General features: G+C 68.0%; 9 protein-coding genes. All 9 read right to left on the reverse strand.

Annotated features, from left to right (window positions below; genetic code table 11):
• Positions 1 to 49: 49 nt before the first annotated feature.
• Genes ACZK33_RS00520 through ACZK33_RS00560 form a run of 9 tightly spaced genes read right to left on the reverse strand, consistent with a single transcriptional unit; the run spans position 50 to position 12,407 of the window.
• A complete protein-coding gene (locus ACZK33_RS00520; protein ID WP_423175324.1) occupies positions 50 to 1,858 on the reverse strand; it encodes a hypothetical protein in 1,809 nt (602 codons plus the stop codon).
• The gene (locus ACZK33_RS00525; RefSeq protein WP_423175323.1) at positions 1,855 to 4,029 is read right to left on the reverse strand and encodes a hypothetical protein; all 2,175 of its coding nucleotides are present in this window, start codon (positions 4,027 to 4,029) and stop codon (positions 1,855 to 1,857) included. Before ACZK33_RS00525 ends, ACZK33_RS00520 begins: the two co-directional genes overlap by 4 nt.
• Positions 4,026 to 5,147, reverse strand: a complete 1,122-nt coding sequence (locus ACZK33_RS00530) for a BatA domain-containing protein (protein ID WP_423175322.1) — start codon at positions 5,145 to 5,147, stop codon at positions 4,026 to 4,028. The genes ACZK33_RS00525 and ACZK33_RS00530 overlap by 4 nt, the downstream gene beginning before the upstream one ends.
• Positions 5,144 to 6,040, reverse strand: coding sequence for a DUF58 domain-containing protein (locus ACZK33_RS00535; protein WP_423175321.1), 897 nt, complete (start codon positions 6,038 to 6,040; stop codon positions 5,144 to 5,146). The genes ACZK33_RS00530 and ACZK33_RS00535 overlap by 4 nt, the downstream gene beginning before the upstream one ends.
• Positions 6,041 to 6,047: 7 nt before the next feature.
• Positions 6,048 to 7,031 (reverse strand): AAA family ATPase, encoded by a 984-nt coding sequence (locus ACZK33_RS00540; protein ID WP_049461571.1) that lies wholly within the window; start codon positions 7,029 to 7,031, stop codon positions 6,048 to 6,050.
• Between the two features lie 16 nt (positions 7,032 to 7,047).
• Positions 7,048 to 7,755, reverse strand: coding sequence for a DUF4159 domain-containing protein (locus tag ACZK33_RS00545; RefSeq protein WP_049422407.1), 708 nt, complete (start codon positions 7,753 to 7,755; stop codon positions 7,048 to 7,050).
• Positions 7,755 to 9,089: a TldD/PmbA family protein gene (locus ACZK33_RS00550; RefSeq protein ID WP_019336350.1), complete on the reverse strand. Its 1,335-nt coding sequence runs from the start codon at positions 9,087 to 9,089 to the stop codon at positions 7,755 to 7,757. Before ACZK33_RS00550 ends, ACZK33_RS00545 begins: the two co-directional genes overlap by 1 nt.
• 21 nt (positions 9,090 to 9,110) lie before the next feature.
• The gene (locus ACZK33_RS00555) at positions 9,111 to 10,745 is read right to left on the reverse strand and encodes a TldD/PmbA family protein (RefSeq protein ID WP_423175320.1); all 1,635 of its coding nucleotides are present in this window, start codon (positions 10,743 to 10,745) and stop codon (positions 9,111 to 9,113) included.
• 30 nt (positions 10,746 to 10,775) lie between these two features.
• Complete coding sequence (locus ACZK33_RS00560) at positions 10,776 to 12,407, reverse strand: TldD/PmbA family protein (RefSeq protein ID WP_049422409.1); 1,632 nt, start codon at positions 12,405 to 12,407, stop codon at positions 10,776 to 10,778.
• Between the last annotated feature and the right edge of the window lie 6 nt (positions 12,408 to 12,413).

Consider the following 12,413-nt stretch of genomic DNA (forward strand, 5'->3'; position numbering starts at 1 on the left):
AGTAGATCCACGCCATGCGTGGATGCTGTCCGCGATCCAATCGATGGGCTCAGCGTCGCCGTTCCAGCCACCACAGCAGCGATGCGCACAACACGAACGCCAGCCACCACGGCCAGCGTAGGCCTGCCACGGGTTGCATCACTGACGCGTCTGCCGGCGTGCTGGCAGCCAGTGCACGTGTGGTCGCATCGATCATCGCCTGCCGATGCAGCGTCGGTGCATCCTTCGGATCGAACACATAGCGCCAGACAACGCTGTCGCCATGCTGCAGGCGCTGCCAGCCTGCCTCACGGGGCCACCAGCCGACGCAGCGCAGCGCCGACGTCGCGCCATCGACGATCAGGGGTACATCGTCGCCACGCTTGTTGAAGACCTGCAGCGGCGCCTGCACACCGCACAGCGCTTGTCGTTCGCCTGCCCAGCCGATCGGTTGCGGTGACCACAGCGCATCAGCGCTGCCCTGTGCACGTGCCAGCGTGGCCACCACGCCGCTCCACAGTTCGCCGTGGCGGTCGTCGCGCCCGGCCAGTACCCAGCGCCAGCTGTCGGTCAGCGGCAGCAGGCCGATGCGGCCCTTGCCGGCAGCGCGCCAGCCACCGACAGCCTTGCCCGTGCCATCCTGCAGCAGGGCGGTGCTGCCCGGTGCCTGCAGCGCGAGTGCTTCCAGCGCAGGCAGGGGAGCATTGTGCGAGCTGCGGTCAGCCTCTTCGCCGTAGCCGGTCGGCAGCGTACCCGCGGCGAGCGGGCCACGCCGTGCAGCGAGGACCGCGCTGTCGCCGTCGCCGGGAAGTTCGAGGGTGCGGCTGCTTCCATCGCCCTGCACCGGCAGGCCCAGATCGCGGAGGCGCTGGCGCGCGCTGGCCGAAGGTGCGCCCGCACTGCGTACCAGCACGCCCAGTCCCTCGCGCAACGCCTGCCGCACGGCAGCCAGCTGGCCAGCACTCAATGCGGCCAGGCTGCGCTCGTCCAGCAACAGCAGATCGCTGCGCGCGAGTGACGCCGCATCCAGCGCGACCGCGCCATCTCCCACGCTGACACCCGCCCCGGTATCGGCCTGCACCTGCACGCGGATGCCGGCATCGGCCGCCCAACGCCGCAGGTACTTCAGCTCTGGACCCGGCGCACTGGCGCGCACCAGCAGGCGCAGCGGTGCGGCCGGCAGGGTCTGCTGCGGTACCGGTACGCTGTCCACCACATGGCCGTCGGCATCGAGCAGGCGCAGCTGGAACACGCTGCGGCCCTCGGCGCGGGCGATGCCGCTGAGCTTCACGCGCCCGTCCTCGGCAACGTCCGTGCGATCAACCACGCTGTCGGCGGGGTCAAGCAGCTCTGCTTTCGCTTTGGCCGCGCCACGCGCCTGTGCCTGGACGTCAAAACGAGCACCGGGAGCGACATCGGCCGGTGGTTGCAGTGCGATCCAGCCGCGCGGCTCCGGTGCGGCCTGCCAACGTACATCCGGCGGCAACACCGCGTCACGGTCACGTGCGGCCAGGCCAGCACCGACCAGCGTCAGCGTGGCGGCCGGATGCTGGCGCAGCGCGGTGGCCAGGTCGGGTACGCGCTGTGCGCCGGGTATATCGGCAGCTTCCGGCAACAGCAACAGCGGGCCTTCGCTGGCCGGGAGCGCGCCGGCCTTGCCGGCATCGGTTCCGAGCACGACCAGCCCGCCTGCGGGTTGCTGGCGGGTGGGCGGTACCAGGCAGAAATACAGCAGCGCGGCGACGATGATCTGCAGTGCGATCACGATCCACCGGCGGCCAGGGTGCGCGGTGTCTCCACGCAGCTGGCGCACGCTGGCGATGACCACGATCAGGGCGAGTGCCAGCGCAATCCACAGGTTCACAGCGGAGGCGTTCATGGCTGCGCCTCCAGCGCGTCGAGGTAGCGCTGGCCCATCGCATCGGCGGCACTGCGCCGCATCGCCTGCGGCAGCGGACGCTGCAGCGCCCGCCACAACTGTGCGCGCAGTCGCTGGCGACAGTCGTGGCAACCGGGCTCGATGCGCAGCTGCTCGATGGCCGCAGCCAGATCGAGTGCATCGGGCAGGTAGGCCGCGTTGCGCTGCTGCCAGGTCGCGAGCGCATCCAGATCCGGCGCGCCGGTGTCGTCGCCGAGACGCTGCCAGGCTTCGACGATGGCCGGATCGGGCGGGGTGCGGGCGGCCAGCGGCAGTTCACGACTGGCCAGCCCGGCACGGTCACCGCCGAGGCGGCGGCCTTCATCGATCGGTGGCAGCTCCGGTCCGACCCGGGCCAGATAGATGCGCTCGGCCTGCTGCACCTGCTTGATGAAGCCCAATGCCTTGTAGGCGAAGGGTAATGCCTGCTCCGGTCGGCCCTGGCGCAGCTCGCCTTCGGCCGACCACATCTGGTCAAGCGCCGCCTTCAGCGTGGCACGGGTCTGCGGATCGAGCAGAGTGGCCGCCTCGGCATGGTCATGGGTGTGGCCGTACTCGGAGAGCACGTCGGTGGCGCTACCGAACACCGGCGGCGTATCGGCATTGGTCGCCTTGCCACCGTGATCGTGGCCATGCTCATCGTGCGCTCCGGCCTCGGCGCCATGGTCGTGATCGTGATCGTCGTCGTGATCGTGGTCGTCTGCGGCGGGCGTATCGCTGGTGGGCAGGTCGCTGGTCGGCGGTGGCTTCGGCGCACCTTCGCTTTCCTCACCCAGGAACTGGCCGTAGCGCAGGCGCAGGATGCGCTGGTCGACACCGATCGCATCGCTGCGCTTCACGAAATCCTCGGCGGCCAGGCTGCGTCGTTGCCGGATCAGCGCTTCGGCATCGATGATGATCTGCCGCTGGCTGCGGAAGTAGGCCGGCAGGGTCTTCTTGATGCGGCCTTCCAGCTCTGCACCGAGTGCGACTTCGGCGCTGGGCAGGCGCAGGATCACGCTGCTGCTGCGTCCGGTCTGCGGCGTGGGCGCATGATTGTCGCGCACCTCCAGCTGGGCGATGACATCGTTGCCCGGTTGTGCGCCCAGCGCAGCCAGATCAAGGGTGTGGGCGAAACGCCGCGCGGTGGCTTCGCCGCTGCCGGCAAGCGTGACGCTGCGCTTCACGAAGGTGATGTTCTCGCCGCTGCCCTGGGTGGTGGTGATCGACAGCGTTGCCTGCGCCGCGACACCGTAATCGTCGCTGGCCTCGAAGCGCAGCGCCCACCGGCGTTGCCCCGGCGTGCCCAGCACCAGGCTGGCGGCCGGCTCCAGCACGCGCACGCTGGGCGCGCGGTCGGCCACAACATCCAGCCGGTACAGGCGGGTCTCTGCCAGTGCCGGTTCGCTCACCACGCGGTACAGCACTGGCGTGCGTGCCACATCCTGCGCCTGCCACTGACCTTCGTGCTCGCTCAGCGGCAACCGGCGACCATCATGGAACTGCAGCCATGCCTTGTCCGGTGCGTGGTCGAAGCGCAGGGACCACGACAGCCGGCTGTCGGCGGCGACCTTGGCATCCAGTGCGTTCTGGGTGAGCGTGGACTGGCCGGTATAAGCCGGTGCGTCGATGCGCAGGCGGGTGGACTGCAGGTGCAGTGGGCCTGCGGCAGCCGTACTGCCAGGCGCCGACGTGCGAGCAGGCGCGGGACCGGGGTCCGAACGTGGCCAGCCGAGTGCCAGCACAACAATGGCCAGGCCTGCGATCCAGCACAGCGCCAATGCCCCACGCGGCCAGCGCGGACGCAGTTCCGGCAGCGCGCGTTCCAGCGTGGCCAGCACATGCGCACGCTGGCGCTGCTGCAGCGGATTGAGGGTGAGCGTATCGGCGAACAGCAGATCGGCACTGTCCTCGCTGGCACCACTGTCATCGAGTTGGCGCTGCAGCCACTGCTGGTCGAGTTGGCGGGCACGCGCAGTGGCGAAGGCCGCACACGCGAGCAGACTGACCGTGCCAACCACGCAGGCGATGTCGAAGCCCGCCAGGCGCAGCGCCAGCGTCGTCGCGGCCAGCGCCCACGGCAGGCCCAGCAGCAGGGTGATGAGTGCACGACGGCGACGCGCGCGTTGCCAGGCGTGCTGGAGGGTGTTCATGCGGCCACCCTGCGTCGGCTATTGCTGGCCATCCAGCGCTCCAGCGCGAACAGCAGCACGATGGCCAGCAGCAACCATGGTGTGAGCTCGCGCAGTGGCGGCGTTGCCGCAGGCAGTGCTGCATGGTGAGGTGCCTGATCCTGGGCATCGCCGAGGCGTGGCAGCGGAGGCGGTTGCAGGGCCAGCAGCAGGGCACGCGGCAACTGCGGATCGCGCAGCGCAGTGTTGCCTGAGGCGTCCCAGTCACCGGGCAGAGACAGCAGGACACCGTGGCCGATGCGTTGCTGCCACAGCAGCGGGGTGCCCTCGGTGTTGCGCAGCAGGATGCTGGCCTCGGCGGCAGGCTTGCCGGCAGTCACTACATGTCCGCCATCTTGCAGCCACGCCTGCCAGTTCGCCGGCAGTGCGTCGTTGCGGCTCCATACGCCGATCTCGCCGCGTTCGGGCAGGGCATCCGCCACCAGAGGAGCGAGCGGCGCCTGCACGCCCCACGCGCGCTGCAGTGCATTCAACCAGTGCTGGGCAGCGGCCGAAGCATCGCTGTGCACGCGCAGGCGCGGCGACGTTGCGGCACGCGGTTGCGCAGTGACCGGCATCGGCTGCGTGTGCCATTGCACCTCACGCGACAGCTGCAGGCGGGCGCCATCCAGGCCGGGCAGGGGATCGGGAACGTGCACGGTCAATGCGGTGCCAACGGGCAGCTGCGCGTCCAGTTCGCGCAGCAGGCTGGGCAGGGATGCGCTGGCTGCAGGTGGCGCCTGATCAATGGCCGGGAAGCCGGGCGCCAGCCAGTGCCAGTTGCGATCCGCAGCGGTACCGCGCAGTGCAGCGGCATCCAGCCCCGGGGCCACCACCGTCCATGCACTGGGGGCCGGCACGGGGCCGGTCAACGCAGGCCGTGCCAGCAACAAGGCCAGCGCGGCCAGCAACAGCAGGCGCACCAGCAGCAACGGCCAGTCATCGAAGCGGATGCGCTGGCGTGGCCGGATCTGTGCGCGAAGCCAGCGCAGCGCGGCAAAATCCAGCGGCGTATACGGATGGCGGCGGGCGAGGTGAATCAGCAGCGGCAGCAGCCACGCGGCCAGCGCTGCCAGCCCCAGCGGGAACAGCAGGGTCATGCACCGCCCCCACGGCCAAACAGCGCCTGCAGTGGTTGGTCCAGCGGCTGGTCGAGCCAGCCGGTGGCATTGGCGATGCCGCTGGCCTGCAGGCGCGACTGCAATGCGCTGCGTGCGTCAGCGAAGCGCTGCAGGTAGTCGGTGCGGATCGCCGCGCCATCGCCCAGCAGTTCCTCGCCGGTCTCCGGATCGCGGAAGCGATGGCCGGCGTCGAACGGGAAGTCGCGTTCGTCGGCAGTCAGGATCTGCAGCAGGGCCACTTCGCGGCGCGCGCTGGCCAGTTGTTCCAGCAGCACGATGCAGGCTTCGTCGAAGCCGTCGCCAACTGCCAGCAGCAGGTCGCCCGGACGCACGCGTTCCCACAGCGGGCGCAGGCGATCCGCCGCAGGCCAGCCACCGCGCGCCTGCAGCGCATGAAGTTGCAGATGCACGCGGTCACGCTGGCGTGCGCCGTTCGCTGCGGGCACCAGTTGCAGTCCATCGCCGTTGATCGCCAGCAGGCCGAAACGGTCGCCCTGCTGCAGGGCCAGTTCGACCACGCAGGCGGCCACGCCGCGCATGTGGTCCAGGCGCGTGCGCTGTGGTGCCGCGCGATCGGCCTGGCCGGCCGAGGCGGTGGCATCGAGCAGCAGCCAGACCGTGATCGGGCTTTCGCGTTCGGATTCGCGCACGAAGAAGCGGTCCGAGCGTGCATACAGCTTCCAGTCGATCTGGCGCAGCTCGTCGCCTGGTTCGTAGGCCCGGTACTGGGCGAATTCGAGGCCCGCACCGCGGCTGCGGCTGGCGTGCTGGCCGATGCCGCTTGCGCCGCTCGCCAGGCGCGGCCGTAACCGCAGCAGGCGCAGGCGCGCACGCAGTTCCGGTGGCAACGTCAGCGGGGCACCTGCGTTCACGCGTGGCTCAACCCGGGAACGGCACGGCCTGCAGCAGGGCGGCGACCACGTCGTCGGCACGCTTCTGCTCGGCCTCGGCGGCGAACGACAGCAGCAGGCGATGGCGCATCACCGGTGCGGCCAGTGCCTGCACATCCTCGCGGGTGGCGGCGAAGCGGCCCTGCAGCAGTGCGCGTGCCTTCGCCGCCAGCACCAGCGACTGCCCGGCGCGCGGGCCGGCACCCCATTTCACCCACTGGTTGATCGCCGCCGGTGCGCCTTCGCCTGGGCGGCTGGCGCGCACCAGGCGGGTGATCCAGGCCAGCACATCAGGGCTGACATGCACCTGGCGTACTGCGGCCTGCAGCGCGATCACCGCTTCGGCATCCATCACCTTCGGCACCGCGTCGGTGGCACCGCCGGTGGTCTGTTCCAGGATCTGCCGCTCTTCGTCCTCGCTCGGGTAATCCACCAGCACGTGCAGCAGGAAACGATCCAGCTGTGCTTCCGGCAGCGGGTAGGTACCGGCCTGCTCGATCGGATTCTGCGTGGCCAGCACGAAGAATGGCGCGGGCAATGCGTAGGTGGTGCCGGCGTAGCTGACCGTGCGTTCCTGCATCGCTTCCAGCAGCGCGGCCTGGGTCTTGGGCGGGGTGCGGTTGAGTTCGTCTGCGAGCAGCAGGTGGGTGAAGATCGGGCCCTGCTGGAAGCGGAAATGGCGATGGCCGGTGCCGTGATCTTCCTCCAGCAACTCGGTACCGAGGATGTCGCTGGGCATCAGGTCCGGGGTGAACTGCACGCGCCGGAACTGCAGCTCCAGCGCCTGCCCGAGCGAGCGCACCAGCAGGGTCTTGCCCAGCCCCGGGGCGCCTTCCAGCAGGCAGTGGCCGCCGGCCAGCAGGCCGATCAGCAGCTGCTCGACCACGGTGTTCTGGCCCACCACCGCGCGTGCGAGCGCAGCGCGCAGATCGTGCAGGCGCGGCAGCAGGGAGTCGAGGTCAGCGGTGGTCATGGGCGTGCAGGTCCTATCAATTGTTCAACGCGTACATCACGATGTTGACGCCGAAGCGGGTGTTGTCTTCGGCCAGGAAGCGCTTGTTGCGCCAGTCGTAGTCCCACTCGCAGCCGTAGTCCTTGTTGCTGTAGAGCAGGCCCAGGCGGCCATCGACCTCGATGCCCTTCAGATAGTCGTGCACCAGGTCGTCGCCCCAGCCGTTGAGTTCGAAGCTGGTGGCGGGCGGGCCATCGGGGAAGCGGAAGAAGCTGCGGTACAGCGGGTGGCTGTTGGGCAGCTTCTGCAGTGCCTTGGGACCAAACAGGCGACCCATCTGCGACTCGAACGAGGTGGCGAACAGGCCGTCGATATCGTGGTTGCAGTCGTCGACGAAGACGAAGCCGCCATTGCGCACATAGCGCACGAAGTTCTGCCGCTCGGCGGCGTTGAACTCCACCAGCGTGTGCCCGGCCAGGTAGCAGAACGGCGCTTCCAGCATGCGTGGGTCGGCCAGCGCCACCACATGCTCCTGCGGATCCACGCGCAGCGAGGTGTAGTCGATCAGCGAGGTGATCAGGTTGGACGGCATGCGCGCGTCCACATCCCAGTCGCCGGAGTCGTACTGCAGGCGGGTGAACCAGAAGTCGTAGCGCGAACTGCGCGGGCCTGACTGCGCCAAGGCCGGCAGCGCCGCCGCCGAAGCGGCAGCGGCCAACCAGCGCAGGCAGGCCCGGCGATCCATCAGACCGCGTCGGACAGCGAGGTGAAGGTGAAATCGCGCAGCTTCATCGGCGGGATCATCATCACGTAGCTGGATTCATCACCGGCCACGCGCACCGGCTTGCCCAGCTCTTCGATGTTGTTGAGCATGATCACCGGCGATTCGTTGAAGCGGAAGTTCTTCACCGGGTGCTTGATCTGGCCGTTCTCGATGTAGAAGGTGCCGTCGCGGGTGAGGCCGGTCAGCAGCACGGTCTGCGGATCGACCATGCGGATGTACCAGGTACGGGTGACCAGGATGCCCTTCTGGGTGCCGCGCACCAGCTCGGCGGTGCTCTTGTCGCCACCGCTCATCAGCAGGTTGCCCGGCGTTGCCTTGGCGGTCTTGCCCTGCTTCTGCGCCCAGAAGCGCGAGTAGTCCAGGTTGGCGATCTTGCCGTTCTCGATGATGGCCATGCGCTCGCGTGGCATGCCTTCGCCGTCCCACGGCAGCACCGGTGCGTCCGGATGCCACGGATCGGCAATCATGGTCACGCGCGGGTCGTAGACCTGCTCGCCCAGCTTGTTGCCGCCGCCTTTCTTCGACAGGAAGCTGCGGCCCTCATCGGCCGAGCGTGCGCTGAAGAAGTTCATCATGAAGCTGATCAGGCCTGCGGCCGCGGCCGGTTCCAGGATCACCGTGTACTTGCCCGGCTCCAGCGCCTTGGCTTCGGCCGATTCGGTGGCCTTGCGCATGGCGATGCGGATGTCCTGGTCGGCCTTGAAGTCGGCGGCATCCTTCAGGTTGCGGCCGACCCAGCCCGAACCGCGGCCATCTTCGGTACGCACGGTGCAGGTGTAATCGAAGTTGGTGGTGCGCTGGTAGGCGAAGTTGCCGTTGCTGTTGGCGGTGGCCTGGAAGCCCTGGCCGTCCTCGAGGAAGCCGGCGGCGATCAGGCCGTGGCCACGGCACGGGGCGATCGAATCGGCGGCGACCTTGGCGCGGAAGGCTGGATCGATCGCTGCAGTGGATTCGCTGAAGGTCGGGCTGGCGCGATAGCTCTGCTTGCCGATGGCCGGCATGAACTCCGGGTTCTCCGGCGCCAGGCGCGCCAGGTCTTCGGCACGGCGCACCACGCGTTCCAGCGCGGCATCGTCGAACTCGTTGATCGAGGCGGTACCGACGCGCTTGCCGAAGGCAACGGTGACCGCCAGCTCAGTGTTGTCGACGATGCCGCTGGTGGAGACGTTGTTCAGTGCGAAACGGATGTTGCCGCTGATCGCGCCGGCCAGCACGGCGGTGCACTCGTCGGCCTTGGACAGGGCGATGACCTTGTCGAGGATGGCCTTGGCCTGGGCTTCGGTGAAGATACTCATGGTGTAAGGGCTCCTGACCGATCAGCCGAGGCTGCGTGCGGTGTTGATGACATTGATGCCGTTGAAGCGCGCGGTCGACGAACCGTGCGAGACCGCCGAGACCTGGCCCGGCTGGCCCTTGCCGTCGAAGAACGAACCGCCCAGGCGGTAGTCGCGCTCGTCGGCCACGGCGGTGCAGGCGTTCCAGAACTCCGGTGTGCGGATCTGGTAGGCCACGTCTTCCAGCATGCGGGTGATCTGGCCGTTCTTGATCTCGTAGAACAGCTGGCCGCCGAACTGCGCGTTGTAGCGCTGCTGGTCGATCGAGAACGAACCATCACCGATGATGTAGATGCCGTTCTCCACGTCCTTGATCAGGTCCGGCACGCTCAGCGGCTTCTTGCCCGGTGCCATCGACACGTTGGCCATGCGCTGGAACTGCACGCTGGACCACGAGTCGGCGTAGCAGCAGCCGTCGGACTCGGTCTTGCCGAGGATGTGGGCCTGGTCGCGGATGGTCTGGTAATCCACCAGCTTGCCGTTGCTGATCAGGTCCCAGCGCTTGCACTTCACGCCTTCATCGTCGTACGCCACCGCACCGAGGCTGCCCGGCTGGGTCTTGTCGGCGAAGATGTTGACCAGCTCGCTGCCGTACTGGAAATGCTGTTCGCGCTTGTCCAGGGTGGCGAAGCTGGTGCCGGCGTAGTTGGCTTCGTAGCCGAGCACGCGGTCCAGCTCCAGCGGGTGGCCGATCGATTCGTGGATGGTCAGCCAGGTGTGCGACGGGTCGAGCACCAGATCGTACTTGCCCGGCTTCACCGACGGGGCCTTCAGCTTATCCTGCGCCTGCTTGGCGGCGGCGATGGCATCTTCCTTCATGTTGTAGGAAGAGCTGTAGTTGACCACGCCATTCGGGCTGACCACCTTGCCGGCAGCCGCGCCGTCCAGATACTCGTAGCCCAGGCCCATCGGCGAGGACAGGCCTTCGCGGGTACGGAACTTGCCGCTGGACTTGTCGATGGCGGTGATCGTCATCGGTGCCCAGATGCGGTGCACGTCCTGGTCGATATAGGAACCATCGGTGGAGGCGAAGTACTTCTGCTCGTTGACCAGGAACAGCATCGAATTGACGAAGCTGGCGCCGGCGCCCATCGCCGCAGCGTTGACGTCCAGCAGCAGGCCGACCTTGTCCTTGATCGGCACTTCCATCGCATTCTTGCGGATCGGCGTGCGCCAGCTCACCTCACCCACGCCCGGCGCCTTGGCCAGCTGTACCGGTGCGGTCTGCACGCCGGCATTGGCCTTGGCGATTGCTGCTGCCTGCTGCGCGGCTTTGGCTACATCGGCCGTACCCAGCGCATTGGTGGCGGCGAAGCCCCAGGCACCGTTGACGATCACGCGGATGCCCACGCCGGTGGACTCGGTGTTCACCACGTTCTGCACCTTGTCCTCGCGGGTGATCACGAACTGCCGCAGGTAGCGGCCGATGCGCACGTCGCAGTAGGTGGCACCGGCCTGGCGGGCAGCGGCCAGCGCCGCATCGGCCAGGCGCTTCTTCAGCCCCAGGTCCAGCGTGCTCTGCAGTTGTTCGGCGGCAATCGCCTTGCCGAAGAAGGAAGGCACGATCAGCCCGCCCGCGGTAAGCCCGGTCAGGGCCAGGAAGTCACGTCTTTGCAAGGCTGCTCTCCATGTCGAAGGATGGGTGGCTCAAGCGCCGAGACTGCGCGCGGTGTTGATGATGTTGATGCCGTTGAAGCGGGTGGTGGACGAACCGTGCGAGACCGCCGAGACCTGGCCGGGCTGGCCCTTGCCGTCGAAGAACGAACCGCCCAGGCGGAAGTCGCGTTCATCGCAGATGGCGGTGCAGGCATTCCAGAATTCCGGCGTGCGGATCTGGTAGGCCGCATCCTCGACCATGCCGGCGATCTTTCCGTCCTTGATCTGGTAGTACAGCTGGCCGCCGAACTGCGCGTTGTAGCGCTGCTGGTCGATCGAATACGACCCACGGCCGTGGATGTAGATGCCGTTCTCCACGTCCTTGATCATGTCCTCGACGCTGAGCGGCTTTTTGCCCGGCGCCAGCGAGACATTGGCCATGCGCTGGAACTGCACGCTGGACCAGGAATCGGCGTAACTGCAGCCATGCGAGGCATCGCGGCCGAGGATGTGGGCCTCATCGCGGGTGGCCTGGTAATCGACCAGGATGCCGTCGCGCACCAGATCCCAGCGCTGGGTCTTGACGCCTTCGTCGTCGTAGCCGACCGCACCGAGGCTGCCCGGTTGGGTCTTGTCGGCGAAGAAGGTGACGATGTCGCTGCCCCAGCGGAAACCGGCATCGCGCTTGTCCAGCGTGGCGAAGCTGGTGCCGGCGTAGTTGGCTTCGTAGCCGAGCACGCGGTCCAGCTCCAACGGGTGGCCAACGTTCTCGTGGATGGTCAGGAACAGGTTGGACGGGTCCAGCACCAGGTCGTACTTGCCCGGCTTCACCGACGGCGCCTTCAGTTTCTCGCGCGCGTGGCGGGCGGCGGCGATGGCGTCCTCGACCGGGTCGTAGGAATCGCGGTAGGCGGTGATGCCACCGGGCAGCTGCACCTTGCCGCGCGCATCGCCATCGAGGAACTCGTAGCCCATGCCCATCGGCGAGGACAGCCCGGCACGAGTGCGGAACCTGCCGCTGGCCTTGTCGATGGCGGTGGCAGTGAACGGCAGCCAGATGCGATGGATGTCCTGGTCGATGAACGAGCCGTCGCTGGAGGCGAAGTACTTCTGTTCATTGACCAGGAACAGGGTGGAATTGATGTAGTCGGCGCCCGCATTCAGCGCGGCGGCGTTGAGCGCCAGCAGCAGCTCGACCTTGTCCTGGATCGGCACCGCCATCGCGTTCCTGCGCACTGGGGTCTGCCAGCGCACCTCACCGACCGAGGGCGTCGGCGCCAGCTGCACCGGCCGGGTCTGGATGCTGGCGTTGGCACGGGCGATCGCCGCGGCCTGCTCGACCGCTGCGCGCACGGCAGCCTCGGTCTGCTGATGGGTAGCGGCAAAGCCCCAGGCGCCGTTGACGATCACCCGCACGCCGACACCGGACGATTCGCGGTTGGTCACATTGCCGACCTGGTGCTCGCGCGTGATGACCGACTGGTTGAGATAGCGGCCGATGCGCACGTCGCAGTAGCTGGCCTTGGCGGTGCGTGCGGCGGCGAGCGCAACGTCCGCCAGGCGTCTGCGCTGGGCGGTATCGACCGGGGCGAGCAGCTGCTCGGCGGCGATGGCACGGGAATGCGGCAGCAGCAGGCCCGCCAGGCCCAGACCGGAAAAAGCCAGGAACTCACGTCGTTGCACAGCGTT

Source organism: Stenotrophomonas sp. 86156_Sma, assembly GCF_056481625.1.

Coding starts and splice junctions, on each gene's coding strand:
- ACZK33_RS00545 (WP_049422407.1), bottom strand. CDS start 7,755: ATGGATCGCCGGGCCTGCCTGCGCTGGTTGGCCGCTGCCGCTTCGGCG.
- ACZK33_RS00520 (WP_423175324.1), bottom strand. CDS start 1,858: ATGAACGCCTCCGCTGTGAACCTGTGGATTGCGCTGGCACTCGCCCTG.
- ACZK33_RS00540 (WP_049461571.1), bottom strand. CDS start 7,031: ATGACCACCGCTGACCTCGACTCCCTGCTGCCGCGCCTGCACGATCTG.
- ACZK33_RS00525 (WP_423175323.1), bottom strand. CDS start 4,029: ATGAACACCCTCCAGCACGCCTGGCAACGCGCGCGTCGCCGTCGTGCA.
- ACZK33_RS00530 (WP_423175322.1), bottom strand. CDS start 5,147: ATGACCCTGCTGTTCCCGCTGGGGCTGGCAGCGCTGGCCGCGTGGCTG.
- ACZK33_RS00550 (WP_019336350.1), bottom strand. CDS start 9,089: ATGAGTATCTTCACCGAAGCCCAGGCCAAGGCCATCCTCGACAAGGTC.